Origin of the sequence: Yersinia enterocolitica, from assembly GCA_002082245.2 — a bacterium.
Classification (GTDB): domain Bacteria; phylum Pseudomonadota; class Gammaproteobacteria; order Enterobacterales; family Enterobacteriaceae; genus Yersinia; species Yersinia enterocolitica_E.
The window spans coordinates 2366223-2384904 of sequence record NBTC02000002.1 but is presented as its reverse complement, the minus strand read 5'-3'; the positions used below and the strand labels follow the sequence as shown (position 1 = coordinate 2384904).

The window sequence follows — 18682 nt, the reverse complement described above, 5'->3', positions numbered from 1 at the left end:
ATGCGTATAAACATAGTGAACAACAGACCACGGTTACTCTTGATCCTGCTTATTACACTGCTGTTAGTTATCGGCGGTGGGGTAGTGCTGTGGTTATCTAATAGCGAGCAGGACGTACCGCAATTAAGCGAAACTATTGGTCGCGGTGATATCGAACGAAACGTCATGGCAACCGGCAGCTTAAAACCCTCATTGCAGGTGAATGTCGGCGCGCAGGTCAACGGGCAGCTAACCAAACTCTATGTTAAACAGGGCGATCGCGTCACTCGTGGCCAATTGTTAGCTGAAATAGACCCGACCTTGCAGCAAAACGAGTTACGTAAATCGGAAGCTGAATTACAGAGCGCGCAGGCACAAAAGCAGGCAAGCCAAGCATTGTTACGCCAATATCTACTTGAATTTCGCCGTCAACAGACTTTGGCAACGGAAGGTTCTGGTGTGAAAAGTGCGCTAGAAAAAGCACAGGCGCAATACGACAGCCAGTTAGCACAATTGCACGTTAACGAAGCGCAAATTGTGCAAAGCCAAATGTCACTGGAAACCGCCAAAGCCAATCTGGGTTTTACCCGCATCATGGCGCCGATTGACGGCGAAGTACTGGGGATTGTCACCAAAGAGGGGCAAACCATTGTTTCCTCGCAAACCGTGCCGACAATTTTGGTGCTGGCGAATGTCGATACCATGACGGTTCACACCCGTATTTCAGAAACCGATATTCTCAAAGTCAGCGTTGGGCAGCCACTATGGTTCTATGTGGTCGCTGACCCCGAGCGCCGCTATGAGAGCCGGATGGATGCTATTCAGGAAGCGTCGGCAGAAAGCTTGCGCGAAGAGAGTTCCGTCACATCTAACAGTCAGCAACCTTCTGCCGTCTATTACAACGGCATATTCAGCATTGCCAACCGTGAGCGACTATTGCGCACATCAATGACGGCGCAGGTATTCATTATCACCGCGCAGGCGAAAAATGTGTTGCGAGTACCGCTATCAGCGCTGGGGAGTCAACAGTCAGATAAACGCTATCAGGTTCAGGTCATCCAAGGCAAACAAACGGTGGTTCGTGAGGTATTGCTCGGTCTGCGTAATGATCAATATGCCGAAGTAAAAGAAGGCTTACAGCCAGGTGATCAGGTGGTGCTAATGGGTGCACCTTCGGGAGTCACTAATGCGCGCTAATACCATTGATTCACCATGTCCGTTGATCGAACTTAATGGCATTTATCGCCATTTTGCGTCGGGTAGCCAATCGGTCGCGGTCCTTAAAGATATCTCGCTGTCTATTGGTAGCGGCGAAATGGTGGCGATCATCGGTGCTTCCGGGTCAGGTAAATCGACGCTAATGAATATCATTGGTTGCCTTGATAAGCCAACGCAGGGGGAGATGTCGATTCATAACATCTCTACCCGGCAGGCCAGCAGTGAGCAACTGGCGCAATTAAGAAGCCAGTACATCGGTTTTATTTTTCAGCGCTACCACCTGATGCCATATCTGACGGCAACGGAGAATGTGGTCATTCCGGCACTTTACACTGCTATGCCATCTGCTGAGCGTCAGGAGCGTGCGACCTATTTATTGCGCCGCTTAGGCCTTGGTCAGCACCTGTTACACAAACCAGCACAGCTCTCGGGCGGGCAACAGCAGCGTGTCAGTATTGCCCGCGCTCTGATGAATGGTGCCGGTATTATTTTGGCCGATGAGCCGACCGGTGCGCTCGACAGAGCCAGTGGGCAAGAGTTGATGGGAATATTGCATGGCCTGCATCAGTCCGGCCACACCATTATTATCGTGACCCATGATCGTAATATCGCTAATCAGGCCCAGCGCATTATTGAGATAAGCGACGGTGAAATCATTGCTGATCGCCATAATGAGGCGTCTGAGACGGAGGCTGTTCACGCCGCGTTACCCGCCACACTGGCAACGGGTCGGCCACACTGGTGGTTGAGTGTCAGGGAAGCTATCAAAATGGCCTGGCGCTCACTGCTCGGGCATCGTATCCGTGCTTTCTTATCGATGTTGGGCATCATTATCGGCATCTCATCGGTGGTCTCTTCCATGGCGGTGGGCGAAGGTGCGCGTCAAGAAATTCTAAGTGAAATCAGTCAACTGGGTACCAGTAATCTGGATATTCGTCCCGGATTGGGCTGGGATAAACCGCGCCCTGATTTTGAGCGCGCACTCACGCAGGCAGATGTGGCATTACTTAGCCAACAACCCTATGTCGATAGCGTGTCACCGGTGGTGAGCAAGATGGTTGCCGCGGTGCGTGGCGACAAACAAGTGATGATTTCGCTCTCTGGGGTCAGTAACGGTTTCTTTCAAGTAAAAGGGCTAAGTTTTACTGTGGGCGATGGTTTTACCCAGCACCACGTCAATGCGCGTGAGCCGGTGGTTATCTTGCAACCTGAACTCAGTGACACCCTGTTTGCTGTTGGGGAAAATCCGATTGGCGAAATTGTTCAACTCGATGGTATTCCTCTGCGGGTGATCGGGATCGCCAAGCGTAATGGTTCGTCATTTGGCGGGTTATTGGCCGCTTGGATGCCTTATACCTCACTCACCGAGCGCATTTCAGGTGATATTCCACTCGAATCAATCACCGTGCGGGTACGTGAGGGTTACAACCTGAATGAGGTGCAGCGCGAGGTTGAAACGCTGCTGGATATGGCCCACGGCCAGCGGGACTTTTTCATTCTAAGCAATGACCAGATGAGCAAAGCGATTCAGAAAACCTCTGATTCGATGACATTGTTAATCACTTCCATTGCCGCGATTTCGTTGCTGGTGGGTGGGGTTGGGGTGATGAATATTATGCTGGTGTCAGTGACTGAACGGACCCATGAAATTGGTATTCGCTTGTCAGTTGGTGCTCGCCCCAGCGACATCATGATCCAGTTTCTGATTGAAGCGGTGGTTATCTGTACTCTCGGCGGCTTGATTGGGATTATCGGTTCGGCGCTGGCGGGGGTGATTTTCTCGTGGGTTACCCAAGAATTTACTATGATTTTTACCTGGCCGCCGTTAGTGCTGGCGTGCAGTTTCTCTGCGCTTATCGGGCTAGGGTTTGGTTTTTTCCCGGCGCGCAATGCCGCCCGTTTGCACCCAACCGAGGCACTGGCACGAGAATGAGCAGACTGATTAATGTAGGACTTATCATGCTGCTGTTAACCGGCTGCGGTTCATCACTGAAAAGCGATTATCAGCGCCCCATGCTGTCGGTTCCCGAGGAGTGGCGGGTTAAAGATACTGGCGGGGGTTACCTGCATCACAGTGTGCACTGGTGGGAAAATTTCGATGATCCACAACTGTCTGACAGCATCAGTCGGATGTTGGTCAGTAATAATGACTTAGCTGCTGCTGGCCTGAAGTTACAGCAGGCGCGCCTGACGGCAGGGCTGACCAATACCAATTTGACACCGGATATCACCATGACCGGTGCGGGCAGTAATACCCGTTCGCTGAATGAAAATACCCAGCCGCGAGAAAGCTATAGCACCTCGCTTGGTCTGAGTTACGAGCTGGATTTGTGGGGCAAACTGGCCCGCGCCCGTGAGCAATCCGCCTGGCTGGTCAATGCGACCGAACAAGATCGACAAGAAACTGCACTGTCACTGATTGGGACCACTGCGGATCTCTATTGGCAGATTGCTAAATTTAACCAGCAGTTGGGCTACCAACAGGCGGCGTTAGCTATTTCGCAAGATACGCTCAACATTGTGCGCTCGCGTCTGGCGGCGGGGGATGCCAGTGAAATTGAACTATTGCAGGCACAACAAGCCCTGCTGGATAGACAAAATCAGTATCAAAATCTCGAACAACTGCGGGAAGCTGCACGTAATGCCATGGCACTGCTGTTTAACCGCGCGCCTGATTATCGTCAGGCCGAACGCAAGTCATTGGATTTACAACAGCAAGTTGCGATAGCGGAAAGTTTACCGTTACAGGTGATTGCTCAACGGCCTGATGTGCAGGCTGCCGAATGGCGCTTGCGTGCAGCCTTGGCCGGATCTGATGTTGCCAAGCTGAATTTCTACCCGACCCTTTCGCTAGGAGCGAGTTTAGATGCCGGTAGCGCGGTGTTTTCACAATGGTTTAGCAACCCGAGCCGGACACTCAGTGTCAACAGCGCGCTGCCTTTCCTCCAGTGGAACACTGTGCAGCTCACCATCGAGCAGTCAAAGCTGGAAGTGAAATTGGCGGCTGTTGATTTTCGCAGCAAGGTTTATAGCGCCTTGAAAGATGTCGATGACGCGATGACGGCACGGCTGAGCTATCAGCAACAAAAACAGAATCAGTGGCAAAACCTGCAACTCAGCCAACGTCGGCTAATCCTGACTAACAGCCAATATCAAGCAGGTGCCGTCTCATTTCAGACCTTACTGGATGCGCAGGATGCCCTGCTGACCAGTGAAACCAATTTGCTCGAACTTCAATATAACTACCTAAATGCCACCATGAAACTGTGGTTGGCGCTAGGGGGGGGTGTTGATAACAGCAGGGAAAGTAAAGGAATTAAATCATGACAAATACAAATAAACAGCGCCGCGTGGTGGTAACCGGCTATGGCAGCGTGACCCCGATGGGCATGACGGCACAGCAGAGCTGGGCGGCGATTATGGACTATCAATTGGGTTATCGTTATTACGATAAATCTGAGCAGGGTATCAAGTCGCGCTTTTTTGGTTTGCTTGAGGCTGAGCCGAATCTGAAATCAGTGCCTGCGGCTATCCGCCGCCGCCTACCGCGTTATGCCCGTTTGGTACTGGCGGCAGCGAAAGAGGCGATGGGGATGGCCTTCGCCGAGCAATCTCCTGAGGCTTATTATGACTTGTTGGACTGCGGAACCATCATTGGTAGCGGTTGGGCGGGGCAGGATGAAACACATGATAACTATGAAGGTTATCTGGCAACCGGGCTGGGTACGCCTTTTGGCTGCTTCCTCTCAATGCCTAATGCGGGCACTGCGGCGTGCAGCCTGTACTGGGGGTTACGCGGCTATCAGAACTCCCCGATTGCTGCCTGCGCTACCGGGACCATTGCCATCGGTGATGCATTTGAAATTATCCGTAGTGGTCGGGCGTCAATGATGCTGGTAGGGGCGGGTGAATCATTGCGCAGCGATGCCGCAGTATGGAATATCGATATTCTGGGTGCACTGGCGCGCGAGCAAGACGATATCACCAAAGCCAGTTGCCCGTTTAGTTTGGATCGCAACGGCTTTGTGCTGTCTGAAGGTGCGGCGGTACTGTGCTTGGAAGAACGAGAAGGTGCGATTGCACGCGGTGCGACCATCCTCGGTGAGATCAAAGGTTACGGTAACTACTCTGATGCATTTGATTTCACCGCACCGGCGGAAGATCGGGTGGCGCGGGTGAAGACTATCCGTCACGCCTTGCAACAGGCCGGTTTGAGTGCTGATGAGATTGATTATGTGAACTTGCACGGCACCTCGACCCAGCTTAACGATCTCAATGAGACTCAGGCCATTAAACAGGCCTTTGGCGAAGCGGCTTATACCACGCCACTGTCCAGTACCAAATCTTATTCCGGCCATCTGATTGCGGCGGCGGGCAGTTTTGAATCCATTATCTGTCTGCAAGCGCTTGAGCATCAGATAATGCCCGCCACCTGTAATTTGAAAAATGCTGATCCACAGTGCGACCTTGATTACATCAGCGAGGGGCATCGACCTAAAGCACTGCGCAATACCCTAAACCTGAGTTTCGGTTTTGGGGGCGCCAATGCCGCCTTGGTTATCGGGCTGGATTGAGCATGATATTCAACTACACCCTCAGTGATGCACAGCGTTGGGCTGCGTTTTCCGGCGATTACAATCCGATCCATTTTGATCTGCAACATGCACAACGGTTCGGCCAACAGGCACTTACCGTACATGGTATGCGTGCGATGTTAGATATCAAATATCAGCTCAGTGCTGGGTTATTACCCTGCTTGCCTGCAACGGATTTTCTGCGTTTTAACACCCGTTTACGTCAGCCGGTTCTGTGCAATACCCCCTACTACCTGCAACTCGAGCAAGGGGCTAGCCAGGCCAGTGGCAATCTGGTGGATATTGGCAGCGGCGAAAACTGTTTTAACAGCAAATTGCGCAGCGCACCGGCGTTGGTATTGTCAGAAAGCGAGCATTGGTCGGTCCTCTCGGCGGATAACCTTCATCAGTTAAGCCAACAGTATCCAGGAGATGCCACGCAACCTGCTGAATGTTGGGGTTTTTTCGATGCGTTGCTGTTTAAGTTATTAGTCGCCGCCCCACAAACACTAGCCACCGCAAAACAGGTGTTACCGGGCATTCAGGCTGACACCTTGATTGATGTCTTTAAGCATGTGCCAGTCATCCAGACTCACCATGACGTGCATTTCAGTGCTGAATTTATGGGCGTCAATAACCCAAATTTATTTGTCCGTGGCGCATTGCGCTACAGCATCGAGCCAACACTTATCGTCGGTAATGCCGATGATGGTTGGGTATTGCGCGCCGCTATTCAGGCCCGCTTAGATGCTGGGGCATTAATTACCACCGCTGTAACATTAAAAACGTGGCCATTAGCCGCGCACTAAATAAGGATAAGACCATGGAAAAGTATCAACACGTCTATGACACCGTTTGTGAAATGTTATCTGACGCCAAAGATCTGGAAATGTCGGCATTGTCGCCGGATATGCCGCTGCATCAGCTAAAACTCGACAGCCTTGATTATGTCGAGCTGATGGTGCTGGCAAAGCGCGAATTCGGGGCGACGCTGAATGCGGAAATGTTTATGGAAAATCCAGATATGACTTTAGGCGAGCTTTGCCAGAAGTTGGCAGAACAGAAGAAATAATATTATGAGTAGGCAATGGGTATTAATTACCGGTGGCAGTCGTGGTATTGGCCGTGCTTTGGTCGAAGAACTGGCCAAAGAGTGGAATGTGGTCTTTACCTGGCGCAGCGGTGAGCAACAGAGTCACGATGTGATAGAAAGCTGTGCCGGCCTGCCTGGCTGGGTAACCCACTATCGTTGTGATGGTAGCGATGAAGCGGATGTCGACCACCTCGCGCCACAACTGCTGGAGAAGTATGGTGCGCCCGGCGCGGTAATCCATAATGCGGGTATTACTGGTGATGGCCTGCATATTCAGCAAAATGGCGATAACTGGCGCAATGTGATGAACACCAATTTGAACGCTATCTTCTATTGGAATAAGCACCTATTGCCGCCGATGATCATGCAGGGCGAGGGCGCAGTTTTGCTGATGTCGTCGGTAACCGCTATCAAAGGCAATGTCGGGCAGAGCGCATATGGTGCCAGTAAAGCCGCAATGATTGGCCTTGGTCGCTCATTGGCGCTGGAGATGGGGCGTTTTGGTATTCGGGTTAATTGCCTGCTGCCGGGGATAATCGACAGCGATATGACGCGCGCGATGCCTGCCGATGCCTTAAAAGGCTTACGTAAACAGATACCACTACGGCGTTTAGGTGATGCGCAAGAAGTCGCCCGTGTCAGTGCTTTTATGATAGGCAATGACAGCCGCTATATGACCGGGCAAACACTGGTATTGGACGGCGGATTGACCGCCTAATTCAGGTAGCCTGTTCAAATACACTTGGCCTGACCCCATCTTGAATTTCGTATGGATGGCGGGCAAAATCCCACTTTTCGCGGTGTTGTTATCAACGTGTTTGTTGGGTAATCGGGGGGCCAGCCCCCCTTTATATCGTAGGTCGACACAGGATAACGGCGGTTACACCCAACCCTGGGTGCGGAACATTTTTAGCACCGAGACAAAGGCCATCATCTCTTCCGGCGTCCCTAACGTGAGGCGGTTCCAACCCACAGCGGGGGGAAATTCACGCCCGACAAACACGTGATATTGTTTCATGCGGTTTTGATAGGTTTTCACATCCCCGTTCACCTGATGAAAAACAAAGTTTGCCTGCGACGGAACATAGGATAATTTCAGTTCGTCCAGGGTCTGAGTAACAATTCGACGCGCCTGATCGGCTGACTGGCGGCTGTATTGTACAAAGGCTTTGTCTTGCAACGAGGCTAAAGCCGCCGCTGCGCCGGCGGTATTGGTGTTATCCAGCGAAACAAAGTTTTCCACCGCGGCTATCAGTTCTGGATGCGCGATACCATAACCTACCCGAAGGCCCGCTAGCGCGTAAATTTTGGAGAATGTCCGGGTGACCAACAGATTTTTGTGGCCGGCTTGAACCAGCCCGATAGCACTGCGAAATGCAGGATCGCTGACAAACTCGGCATAAGCCTCGTCGATGATAAACAAGGTTTCCGGTGAGGCATTTTTAATCCAGGCTTCAATAAGGTTTGCCGGGGTAATGGTCGCGGTAGGGTTATTCGGATTACACAGATAGACGATTGAACGCCCTTTGAAGCTGGCGACTTTCTGCTGCATTACAGGCAGGTCAAATGCCATTTCTTTGGTCAGAACGACTTTCTCAATGGGAATGTCAAAAGGCTTGGCATAGAGTTCGGCGTAGTTAAATGTAGGGTCCGGCACCACGAGCTGGATTGGTGTATTCGCAAGTTCAGCTTGGCGGATAACCGCTTGAATGACGGCCTGAATCGTCTCTGATGAGCCATTCCCCAGCGAGATATTCTCGGTTTTGAGTTGGTATTCTGTGGCGATATTAGCAATCAATTGTTCGCGGGCAGCATCGGGGTAGCGAAATGCAGTCGGCAACGCGGCGATAATAGCCTGATGCGCTTTTGGTGACATTCCTAACGAGTTTTCATTAAAATTCAACAGCAGTGGCTGCTGTTCAGTAGGGATCCGCGGTTGTGCGTTTATCTTAGAACTTTTGGCCTGAGCCGTTGAAATAAAGTTACCCAGTGTTAATCCGCCCAGTAATAGACCGGATGATTTTAACAGTGTACGACGATCCATGCTAACTTCCCCTGTATACCCCTTTACTTGTAGTTATAGGTGTATTAGCGACGTTCACTCACCCGAATGGCTTACTGACGTAAGTTGAACTGGATTAATGAGCCTTTTTGAGATTCACCCTACGGGCATGGCATACATACTGTTCAAATCAGTTCATAACCGATTCTCCCTTCACCTACCGCTCACCTGCAACTACAACTTCTTTGGGTATAACGCTCTGTTACATTTTGTTATAAGTGGGATGAGCATAGCCTGAGGCCTTATTTTTAAGCAATAACTTTTATCATAAACTCATTTTTTACCAGTAACTTACAAGATTATTCTTATCACTATCGGCGAATTCAATTTAGTTTGGGTTATTGGCTATTCATGGCGAAGATATCCGTTACAAAATGGATAATAGCCCCTCAACATACCAACGGGTATTGCGGGGGTAATACTCGTTATTGACGCGGAATATATCCCCCTATCGGCCTTTTCCGACCCGTCATCGTGATGCTGCTCACAATAATTTGTGCAGTTGCCTAAAAAAACACGCCTTTATTGCCAATTTTGCAGCCAATCTCCTAATGACTAATGCAAGGTTATCTTCAATACTGATAAGGTGAAATGACATTCCATTTAAATAGATCCGATGTTTTATTATTTTAAGTGAGCTAAATCATCATAAAAAATAGGGGTTTACTGCGTTAACTGACCAGAGACTCAATGAATTATAAAGGCAGGTAATCAGGTGAAAATAATATCAGTAGATGTAACCGTTTTTTCTTATCCGACTCGGCGTGTTTCTGATACCGCAGGGCACTCGCATCCAGGCGCAGAGTCCTTAGCCAAAATGGCCATGCTGACGCTGACCACTGACGAAGGTGATTGCGGTTATGCATTTGCACCACCGGAAGTGATTCGCCCGCACATCGTCAATAGCTTCTTTAAAAAAGTTCTGATTGGGCAAAACCCGTTTGACCGCGAACGGTTATGGAATGATCTGGTGCATTGGCAGCGCGGCAGTGCCAATCAGTTAACCGACCGGGCGCTGGCCATTGCCGAGCAAGCTATTTGGGATTTGTTGGGGCGCAAACTGGGCCAGCCAGTCTATAAATTACTGGGCGGATATCGCGACAAAGTATTGGCTTACGGTAGCACCATGTGTGGTGATGAGTTAGCTGATGGATTGTCGACCCCGGATGAGTATGCGCGCTTTGCCGAGCAACTGGTCGCCCGTGGCTATAAGGGTATTAAGCTGCATACCTGGATGCCGCCAGTCTCTTTTGCGCCAAGTCCGCAGATGGATGTTCGTGCTTGTGCGGCGGTGCGTGAAGCCGTCGGCCCGGATATTGCTTTGATGCTGGATGGCTACCATTGGTACAGCCGCAGTGACGCCCTCTATATTGGTCGCGAACTGCAAAAACTTAATTTCAGTTGGTTCGAAGAGCCGATGGAAGAGCAGAGCATGGCCTCTTACTGCTGGCTGCGGGAAAACCTACAAATTGACATTATCGGACCTGAAAGTCTGGCCGGTAAATACTTTAGCCGCGCTGATTGGGTGAAGGCCGGTGCCTGCGATATTTTACGCGCTGGCGTCCAAGGCGTGGGCGGTATCACACCTTGTCTGAAAGTGGCTTATCTGGCGGAATCGTTCGGCATGGATTGTGAAATCCACGGCAATGGTGCGCCGAATCTGGCGGTAGTCGGTGCAATCCGTAACTGCCGTTGGTATGAGCGTGGGTTGTTGCATCCATTCCTGGATTATGACGAGCCTGCCGCTTATCTCAACAGCATCATTGACCCGATGGACAGTGATGGCTATGTCTCTCTGCCAACGAGAGCAGGCTTGGGCGAAGATATTAATTTCGATTATATCGCCGCCAATACCCTTAGTGCTTGAAGCCGCGGCGGTGCGAACTGCCTACCTGCGACTCCAATCACTTTGGGGATAACTCTATTGTATCGACCTATAAAAACAAGCATTCAGATCTAGCCTTTTCTTACCGGAGATGGTCCATGAACGCGATAATAATAGTAAGAACACTCCTCTTTACCCTACTGATCACCCTGACGTCGACCGGCGTCAGTGTCGCTAAAACACCTGATGACCAACTGATTGTTGGCATGAATATGAATAACCTGCTGTCGCTCGATCCGGCAGCCATGACCGGCAATGATGCTGTCGCTATCATTGTTAACCTGTACGACTCTTTGGTGGAACTGGATCCACACACTCCCAGTAAGGTGCTGCCCGGTGCTGCCACCGAGTGGAAAATCAGTGACGACGGCAAGTTGATCACCTTTACGTTGCGTGAGGGTATGAAGTTTCACTCCGGCAATCCCGTGACGGCGGCAGATTTTGCCTGGTCGATGAACCGCTTGATGCATCTGAATCTGGCACAGGCCACCACCTGGAAATCCTACGGTTTTACCGCCGATAACGTGGAGCAATTGATCCGCGCCAAAGATCCACTGACGGTAGAAATTGAGTTACCGAAACCCACCGATCCCAAGCTGGTAATTTATTCATTAGGTACCTTAGGCAGTGGGTCGATTCTTGATCGCGCCACCGTCATGCAGCATGAGAAAAACGGTGACTGGGGTAATGGCTGGCTAACCACCAATGAAGCGGGTTCTGGCCCATTCAAACTGGATGTTTGGCAGGCAAAAGATGTGTTACGTATCAGCCGGGTAGATAATTACTGGCAAGGTGACGCCAAAATGAAGCGGGTGATATTCCGCCACATGACTGAGTCGCAGGCGCTGCGCTTAATGATTGAAAAAGGCGATATCGATATCGCCAGTGGGATGTCGGTACCGGATATCAATGCGCTGAAAAGTAACCCGCAAATCCAGGTTGATGAGGTCCAGCGTGGCACTATTTATTATGTCGCGATGAGCCTGAAAGAGCCGCATTTCGCTAACCCTAAAGTACGAGAAGCTGTGCGCTATCTTGTTGATTATGATGGTATTAATAAAACGATTATGCCAGGTTATGGCATCTTCCATCAGCGGCCAATCCAGAAGGGTATGGATGTCACGCTACCGGATCCCGGCTACAAGTTGGATGTGGCTAAAGCTAAAGCATTGTTAGCGGAAGCCGGCTATCCCGACGGTTTCACCACCACCCTGCGGGTATTGTCTGATCCGCCGTTTATTAATGTCGCCACCTCGGTTCAATCGACACTGGCACAGGCAGGGATTCAGGCCAAAATTCTGACGGGCACCGGTAATCAGGTGTATGGCGCAATGCGTGATCGTCAGTTCGATATGCTGGTGGGTCGTGGTGGTGGTGGTGTCGATCCGCACCCGCACTCCAGCCTGCGTTCCATTGCTTATAACCCCGATAACAGCGATGCCGCCAAACTGACCAACTTCCAGGGTTGGCGCACTTCATTCTATGATCAACAACTCAACTCGCTGATCGACAACGCGTTAATCGAGAAAGATCCGGCTAAACAGAAGCAGATGTACATTGAAGTTCAGCAGCGTTATGACGCGCTATTCCCAGCCATTTTGCCGATTTCCCAAATGGTTGATTCGGTCGTCGTGCGTAAAGACGTGATGGATTATGTACCACATCCGTCGACCACAACCCGCCTGTTACAGGTGTATAAGCAGCGTTAAACCGCTGCATGTTGGGGGAGATAGCATGAATGTTTCAGATTGGATGGCTCCGCACGGGATCGTGCGGCGTTTATCGAAGCGCTTTTTGCAGGTGGCCGTAACCTTATTCGGTTTATTGATTCTTACTTTTATTATTGGTCGGGTGATGCCGATTGATCCGGTACTGGCGATTGTAGGTCAGGATGCGGATCAAAGTACCTATCAGCAGGTCTACCTGCAACTGGGGCTGGATAAGCCGCTATGGTCACAGTTCTTTATCTATTTTAACTCACTGATCCACGGTGATCTGGGCAATGCCTTACTCACCGGCCGTCCGGTAGTGGATGACATTATCCGGGTCTTCCCAGCCACCATTGAGCTGGCAACCATGGCGATTCTGGTCGGGGCTGGTCTCGGTATCCCGTTGGGGGTCATGGCGGCAGCACGTCGCGGCAAGTTTGCCGACTATGTGGTGCGGTTTATTAGTCTGGCGGGTTACTCAACTCCGATTTTCTGGGTGGGCATGATGGGCCTGTTGGTGTTCTACGCCTGGCTAAACTGGGTGGGGGGGGCAGGTCGGGTAGATATGGCCTACGACGGTTTAGTTGATCGCCGCACTGGCTTATTGTTGATTGATTCGGCGCTGGCAGGGGAGTGGGAGGTGTTTCGCAGCGCGGTAAACCATCTGGTGCTGCCCGCTACCATTCTCGGTTTCCACTCGCTGGCCTATATCAGCCGTATGACCCGCAGTTTTATGCTGGCGCAGTTGTCACAGGAATACATTATTACCGCCAAAGTGAAAGGATTGTCGGAGTTTCAGGTGCTGTGGGGCCATGCATTCCGCAATATTCTGGTGCAATTGCTGACCGTGGTGGCACTGGCCTACGGCTCATTACTGGAAGGCGCAGTCTTGATCGAAACCGTCTTTTCATGGCCCGGTTTTGGCTCTTATCTGACGGGCAGTCTGTTATTGGGTGACATGAATGCGGTGATGGGCTGTGTATTACTGGTGGGGCTGATCTTTGTTTCACTGAATTTACTGTCTGACATGCTGTATCAGATCTTCGACCCGAGGACGAATCAATGATGCTTTCCTCCGAACCCGATAATGTCGTAGCGCGCCCTGAGATGAAACCTCAGGGATGGAAGCGCGGGCTACGGCGGGTAGTTAATTTCTTCCGTTTGTTAATGGGTAACCCGCTGACGGCTATTGGTGTCGCTATCATCGGTTTGCTGTTAGTGGTGGCATTCTTGGCTCCATGGCTGGCGACCCATGATCCATTGGCGCAAGATCTCAATAACTCACTACAGGCACCCGGTAGCCAACATTGGTTTGGCACCGATGAGTTTGGCCGTGATCAGTACAGCCGGTTGATTTATGGTGCCCGTACCACGCTGTATATCGTGGCGCTGGTGTCAGTGACTGTGGGACCAATCGGCCTGTTATTGGGGGTGGTAGCGGGTTACTTCGGCGGTAAAGTCGACAGTATCCTGATGCGTATTACCGATATTTTTATCTCATTCCCGAGCCTGGTGTTGGCGCTGGCTTTTGTCGCGGCATTAGGCCCCGGTCTGGAGCATGTGGTTATTGCTATTACCCTGACGGCATGGCCGCCGATTGCCCGTCTGGCAAGGGCGGAAACCCTCTCTTTGCGTAATGCGGACTTTGTTTCTGCGGTGAAATTGCAGGGCGCGTCGCCACTGCGGATCTTGCTGCGTCACATTGTGCCGCTGTGCCTGCCGTCGGTAATCATCCGTATCACCATGAATATGGCCGGTATCATTCTGACTGCTGCTGGTCTGGGCTTCCTTGGTTTGGGGGCTCAGCCACCGGACCCTGAGTGGGGAGCGATGATCTCCAGTGGCCGCCGTTACATGATGGAGTGTTGGTGGCTGGTGACAATTCCTGGTCTGGCGATTCTGCTGAACAGCCTGGCATTCAACTTCCTAGGAGATGGCCTACGTGACATTCTTGACCCCAGAACAGAATAAATCAGTGCCTTTGCTGGAAGTGGATGACCTGCGGGTTAGCTTCGTCAATGGCAAACAGGTGACCGACGCGGTGCGTGGTGTTTCGTTTTCCCTTGGTAAGGAGAAACTGGCGATTGTCGGTGAGTCCGGCTCGGGTAAATCTACGGTTGGGCGGGCGCTGCTCAAGCTGCATCCGGCCAGTGCACAGATCCACGCCAATAGGTTGCGCTTTGCCGAAGTGGATTTGCTGAAGGCCAGTGAAGCCCATATGCGTGAAGTGCGCGGTAAGCGTATGTCGATGATTATGCAGGATCCAAAATACTCGCTCAATCCGGTGGTGTGCGTGGGTGATCAGGTGGCAGAGGCCTATCTGGCGCACCATAAAGTCTCGCGACAGGAAGCGCGCGAGCGCGTATTGGCGATGTTTGATGTGGTGCGTATCCGTCAGCCACAAAGGGTGTATCACCTCTATCCACACGAGGTATCCGGCGGGCAGGGGCAGCGCATCATGATAGCGATGATGCTGATAACCGGGCCGGAAATGGTGATCGCCGATGAGCCAACCTCGGCACTGGATGTCTCGGTGCGTTTGCAGGTATTGGCGATGCTGGATGATTTGGTGCAAGAGCGTGGCTTGGGGCTGATCTTTATTAGTCATGATATCAATCTGGTGCGCAGTTTCTGCGATCGGGTGCTGGTGATGTATGCCGGTAGGGTCGTGGAGTCGATCGCGGCCTGTGACCTTGATCAGGCGCAACACCCCTATACCCGTGGTTTGCTAAATGCATTACCGGATATCGGTAACCGCCGTGATCGCTTGCCGGTTATGGTGCGTGATCCGGCCTGGATGAATGGTTAAGGAGCCTGTTATGTCTGCAAATGCGATGATTGAAATCAATAACCTTAACCTTATTTTTGGCGAAGGCAGCCAGCAGAATCAGGTGTTGTTTGATGTTAATCTGACGGTGAATAACGGTGAGATTTTTGGCTTGGTTGGGGAGTCCGGTTCGGGTAAAACCACAGTGCTGAAATGCCTGGCGGGGCTGTTTAACCATTGGAGCGGTCAGCTAACCTTGAATCAGATCCCCTTGGCACACCGGATTGAGCGTGAGCGCTGCCGCCATGTTCAGATGGTGTTTCAGGATCCCTATGGTTCGCTGCACCCGCGTCATACCATCGAATACATTTTGTCTGAGCCACTGATTATCCATGGCATTGGTGATCGCGACCAACGGATCGACACTATTTTAGATAAAGTGGGCCTCAACCGGCAGTTTCGCCAGCGCTATCCCCATCAGCTCTCGGGTGGGCAGCGCCAGCGCGTCGCCATTGCGCGGGCATTGATTCTTGAGCCGCGGGTATTGCTGCTGGATGAACCGACCTCGGCTCTGGATGTGTCGGTGCAGGCAGAGATCCTAAATCTGCTGGCTGAGTTGCAACAGCGGGAGAAACTAACCTATCTGATGGTGACTCATGATCTGGGGGTCATTGCTCACCTTTGCCATCGGGTTGCGGTGATGCAACATGGCCGGATTCTGGAAACACTGAACACTGAGGATTTGACCACTGATTGCGAAAAAACCGCTTATACCCATATGCTGGTAGATGCCAGCCGCCACTATAGCCGTGATTTGGCGCAAAAAGCTGCCGAGATGTCGTAATCGCGTCAGGCGCTTCTGCGAGGGAGCGCCTGCGCCTCAGGACTCATCAGCCATCTTCTTAAGCCACTGAATAAAGGCGTTAATCTTCGGCCATTGCCGGTCGGATAATGTTGAAATGTAATAGCGTTGTTCACATCTGACTTCCATGTCGGGGAACGGCATAATCAACTCTTGGTTTTCCAACCGTTTATTGACCAGCTTTTTACGGCCCATCGCCACCCCAACATGATTTATGGCTGCGATAATCGCCAAATCGGAGCGATCAAACCCCATGCTGCGCTGGGTGGGATCAAGATCAAAACCGATTTGCTGACTCCAGCTATTCCACTCACTGCGATCGGAATCATAGCTCCAGGCTTGCCGATCGTGCAGTAAGGTGCACTGCCGCAGATTGATCAGATTGCCGTGTAACTGATGTTTTTCCGCATATTCCGGGCTGCATACGGGGACCATCGATTCATCCATCAGGTGCTGATATGACAGTTTCTCCGGCGTTTTATCATCGAAATAAATCGCTAAATCAATGCCGCCGCCCTGAAAGTTAACATTCTCATTGCCGGTCAGAATATTCAGGCTAATGGCCGGATAGCGATGGGCAAAGTCCGCCAATTTTGGTACCAGCCAACATTGGGCGATGGATGGCCGGGAATAGACGGTTAATGTACCGGACAACTCCTGATTTTTTATCTCCAAAATTTCCTGATTCAGGTACTCCAGCGACGATTTAAGTACCCAAAAGACGCGTTCCCCTCGCTGGTGAGTTCCACTTTACGATGAAAACGCTGGAACAGTTTGAACCCCAACTCCTCTTCCAAACTATTGATCCGGTGGCTAACGGCACTGGGGCTGATGGATAACTCATCAGCCGTCAGCGCAAATGAGCTGTGCCGCGCGGCAATTTCAAAGGTATAGAGTTTGGATAGCTGATAACCATTAAGCAGCTTATTACGGGTGATATAGCTTTTTTCCGGGTACATGGCGGCGGCTCAGATAATCATTTTTGACTCAATAGCATATCGTATTTATTGCTGGAGCAGATATTTAGGGTTATCTAATGTGATGCAAACCTGAATAAATCATAAAACTTTGACTGATATTACCTATTTGGGTCAATCTAGCTCATCTTAAGCTGGATTTTCATCATTTGTCAGCCCCGGCTAATTCTTATTCAATAGTGATAGAACTTATTATTAGATGAGGTTGGCTATGGACTCACAAATATGGGTAGTGGGTACGTTATTATCAAGTATCATTATTATCATCTTCACCATTGTAAAACTGAAAATACATCCTTTTCTGGCGCTATTATTAGCCAGTTTTTATGTCGGGCTATTAATGGGCATGAATCCGATTGAGATGGTTAATTCCATTGAAAGTGGGATTGGCGGGACGCTGGGCTTTTTAGCCGCAGTGATCGGGCTGGGCACCATTTTAGGCAAAATGATGGAGATATCGGGTGCGGCAGAGCGTATCGGTATCACCTTACAACGTTGCCGCTGGCTATCACCTGATGTCACGATGGTGTTAGTTGGGTTGATCTGTGGCATTACGCTATTTGTTGAAGTGGGTGTGGTGTTATTGATTCCACTGGCTTTTTCCATCGCAAGAAAGACCAATACTTCGCTATTAAAACTGGCAATCCCGTTGTGTACGGCGCTAATGGCCGTTCACTGTGTGGTACCACCGCATCCGGCAGCCATGTATGTCACCAATGCCTTAGGGGCTGACATTGGCACTGTGATTGTCTACGGGCTGGTGGTTGGGCTGTCAGCATCATTAATTGGTGGGCCGTTATTCTTACGGCTAGTGGGTAATCGACTGCCCTTTAAAGCGGTACCGCAAGCGTTCTCTGAAATTAAAGTGCGCAATGAAGATGAATTACCCTCTCTGGGGGCAACTCTATTTACCGTATTACTGCCCATTATTCTGATGTTGGCGAAAACCGCCGCAGAACTGAATATGGAAAAAGGCACTCCGTTATATTCAGTATTATCGTTTATCGGTAACCCCATTACCGCCATGTTTATTGCCGCGTTTGTGGCCTACTACATGCTGGGCATTCGCCAAAATATGGGTATGAGTGCGCTGCTGGCTAAAACCGAAGATGGTTTCTCCTCGATTGCTAATATCCTGTTGATTATCGGTGCCGGTGGGGCTTTTAACGGCATATTAAAAGCCAGTGGTTTGGCAGATACGCTGGCAGTGATTTTATCCAATCTGGATATGCACCCGATTCTACTGGCCTGGTTGGTGGCCTTGATTCTGCATGCGGCGGTTGGCTCGGCTACGGTAGCAATGATGGGGGCGACGGCGATAGTGGCACCGATATTACCAATGTATCCCAATGTCAGCCCAGAAATTATCACCTTAGCGATTGGCTCCGGTGCCATTGGTTTCACCATCGTCACTGACTCGCTATTCTGGTTGGTAAAGCAATACTGCGGTGCCACCCTTAATGAGACCTTTAAATATTACACCACCGCGACGTTCATCGCCTCGGTGATCGCATTAGGTACGACCTTCCTACTTTCTTACATTATATGACCGAAAA

The 18682-nt window shown here is 50.8% G+C and carries 15 protein-coding genes and 1 pseudogene; 14 read left to right on the top strand and 2 right to left on the bottom strand.

What is annotated here, in order from left to right; all coding sequences use genetic code 11:
- The 7 genes from A6J66_012400 to A6J66_012370 are packed head-to-tail and all read left to right on the top strand — an operon-like array spanning position 1 to position 7582.
- Positions 1-1176 (top strand): efflux RND transporter periplasmic adaptor subunit, encoded by a 1176-nt coding sequence (locus A6J66_012400; GenBank protein ID PNM24913.1) that lies wholly within the window; start codon positions 1-3, stop codon positions 1174-1176.
- Positions 1166-3130 carry a macrolide ABC transporter permease/ATP-binding protein MacB gene (locus tag A6J66_012395; protein PNM24912.1) on the top strand — a complete coding sequence of 655 codons (1965 nt, stop codon included), beginning with the start codon at positions 1166-1168 and terminating at the stop codon, positions 3128-3130. The genes A6J66_012400 and A6J66_012395 overlap by 11 nt, the downstream gene beginning before the upstream one ends.
- Entirely contained in the window at positions 3127-4524 is a 1398-nt protein-coding gene (locus A6J66_012390; protein ID PNM24911.1) for an RND transporter, read from the top strand. The genes A6J66_012395 and A6J66_012390 overlap by 4 nt, the downstream gene beginning before the upstream one ends.
- On the top strand, positions 4521-5771 hold the full coding sequence (locus A6J66_012385; protein ID PNM24910.1) for a beta-ketoacyl-[acyl-carrier-protein] synthase family protein: 1251 nt from the start codon (positions 4521-4523) through the stop codon (positions 5769-5771). The genes A6J66_012390 and A6J66_012385 overlap by 4 nt, the downstream gene beginning before the upstream one ends.
- Positions 5768-6580: a hypothetical protein gene (locus A6J66_012380; protein PNM24909.1), complete on the top strand. Its 813-nt coding sequence runs from the start codon at positions 5768-5770 to the stop codon at positions 6578-6580. The genes A6J66_012385 and A6J66_012380 overlap by 4 nt, the downstream gene beginning before the upstream one ends.
- Before the next feature lie 14 nt (positions 6581-6594).
- Positions 6595-6843 carry an acyl carrier protein gene (locus A6J66_012375; GenBank protein ID PNM24908.1) on the top strand — a complete coding sequence of 83 codons (249 nt, stop codon included), beginning with the start codon at positions 6595-6597 and terminating at the stop codon, positions 6841-6843.
- Between the two features lie 4 nt (positions 6844-6847).
- On the top strand, positions 6848-7582 hold the full coding sequence (locus A6J66_012370; protein PNM24907.1) for an SDR family NAD(P)-dependent oxidoreductase: 735 nt from the start codon (positions 6848-6850) through the stop codon (positions 7580-7582).
- A gap of 162 nt (positions 7583-7744) precedes the next feature.
- Here A6J66_012370 and A6J66_012365 read toward each other — a convergent pair whose 3' ends face one another.
- Positions 7745-8908, bottom strand: a complete 1164-nt coding sequence (locus tag A6J66_012365; protein PNM24906.1) for a histidinol-phosphate aminotransferase family protein — start codon at positions 8906-8908, stop codon at positions 7745-7747.
- Between the two features lie 733 nt (positions 8909-9641).
- On the opposite strand from A6J66_012365, the gene A6J66_012360 reads away from it, so the two are divergent.
- The 6 genes from A6J66_012360 to A6J66_012335 all read left to right on the top strand — a co-directional run bounded on the left by A6J66_012360 (position 9642) and on the right by A6J66_012335 (position 16131).
- Complete coding sequence (locus tag A6J66_012360; GenBank protein PNM24905.1) at positions 9642-10793, top strand: enolase; 1152 nt, start codon at positions 9642-9644, stop codon at positions 10791-10793.
- Positions 10794-10909: 116 nt separating this feature from the next.
- Positions 10910-12520, top strand: a complete 1611-nt coding sequence (locus A6J66_012355; protein ID PNM24904.1) for an ABC transporter substrate-binding protein — start codon at positions 10910-10912, stop codon at positions 12518-12520.
- 25 nt (positions 12521-12545) lie between these two features.
- Complete coding sequence (locus tag A6J66_012350; GenBank protein PNM24903.1) at positions 12546-13586, top strand: ABC transporter permease; 1041 nt, start codon at positions 12546-12548, stop codon at positions 13584-13586.
- Positions 13583-14491, top strand: a complete 909-nt coding sequence (locus A6J66_012345; protein ID PNM24902.1) for an ABC transporter permease — start codon at positions 13583-13585, stop codon at positions 14489-14491. Before A6J66_012350 ends, A6J66_012345 begins: the two co-directional genes overlap by 4 nt.
- Positions 14454-15329 carry an ABC transporter ATP-binding protein gene (locus A6J66_012340; GenBank protein PNM24901.1) on the top strand — a complete coding sequence of 292 codons (876 nt, stop codon included), beginning with the start codon at positions 14454-14456 and terminating at the stop codon, positions 15327-15329. Before A6J66_012345 ends, A6J66_012340 begins: the two co-directional genes overlap by 38 nt.
- A gap of 25 nt (positions 15330-15354) precedes the next feature.
- A complete protein-coding gene (locus A6J66_012335) occupies positions 15355-16131 on the top strand; it encodes an ABC transporter ATP-binding protein (GenBank protein ID PNM26992.1) in 777 nt (258 codons plus the stop codon).
- Between the two features lie 36 nt (positions 16132-16167).
- On the opposite strand, the pseudogene A6J66_012330 reads toward A6J66_012335, so the two are convergent.
- Positions 16168-17108, bottom strand: a pseudogene (locus A6J66_012330) (DNA-binding transcriptional regulator DsdC).
- 229 nt (positions 17109-17337) lie between these two features.
- Here A6J66_012330 and A6J66_012325 point away from each other — a divergent pair.
- Complete coding sequence (locus A6J66_012325) at positions 17338-18675, top strand: D-serine transporter DsdX (GenBank protein ID PNM24900.1); 1338 nt, start codon at positions 17338-17340, stop codon at positions 18673-18675.
- Positions 18676-18682 lie beyond the last annotated feature (7 nt).

Coding starts and splice junctions, on each gene's coding strand:
- A6J66_012400 (PNM24913.1), top strand. CDS start 1: ATGCGTATAAACATAGTGAACAACAGACCACGGTTACTCTTGATCCTG.
- A6J66_012395 (PNM24912.1), top strand. CDS start 1,166: ATGCGCGCTAATACCATTGATTCACCATGTCCGTTGATCGAACTTAAT.
- A6J66_012390 (PNM24911.1), top strand. CDS start 3,127: ATGAGCAGACTGATTAATGTAGGACTTATCATGCTGCTGTTAACCGGC.
- A6J66_012385 (PNM24910.1), top strand. CDS start 4,521: ATGACAAATACAAATAAACAGCGCCGCGTGGTGGTAACCGGCTATGGC.
- A6J66_012375 (PNM24908.1), top strand. CDS start 6,595: ATGGAAAAGTATCAACACGTCTATGACACCGTTTGTGAAATGTTATCT.
- A6J66_012370 (PNM24907.1), top strand. CDS start 6,848: ATGAGTAGGCAATGGGTATTAATTACCGGTGGCAGTCGTGGTATTGGC.
- A6J66_012365 (PNM24906.1), bottom strand. CDS start 8,908: ATGGATCGTCGTACACTGTTAAAATCATCCGGTCTATTACTGGGCGGA.
- A6J66_012355 (PNM24904.1), top strand. CDS start 10,910: ATGAACGCGATAATAATAGTAAGAACACTCCTCTTTACCCTACTGATC.
- A6J66_012350 (PNM24903.1), top strand. CDS start 12,546: ATGAATGTTTCAGATTGGATGGCTCCGCACGGGATCGTGCGGCGTTTA.
- A6J66_012345 (PNM24902.1), top strand. CDS start 13,583: ATGATGCTTTCCTCCGAACCCGATAATGTCGTAGCGCGCCCTGAGATG.
- A6J66_012340 (PNM24901.1), top strand. CDS start 14,454: ATGGCCTACGTGACATTCTTGACCCCAGAACAGAATAAATCAGTGCCT.
- A6J66_012335 (PNM26992.1), top strand. CDS start 15,355: ATGATTGAAATCAATAACCTTAACCTTATTTTTGGCGAAGGCAGCCAG.
- A6J66_012325 (PNM24900.1), top strand. CDS start 17,338: ATGGACTCACAAATATGGGTAGTGGGTACGTTATTATCAAGTATCATT.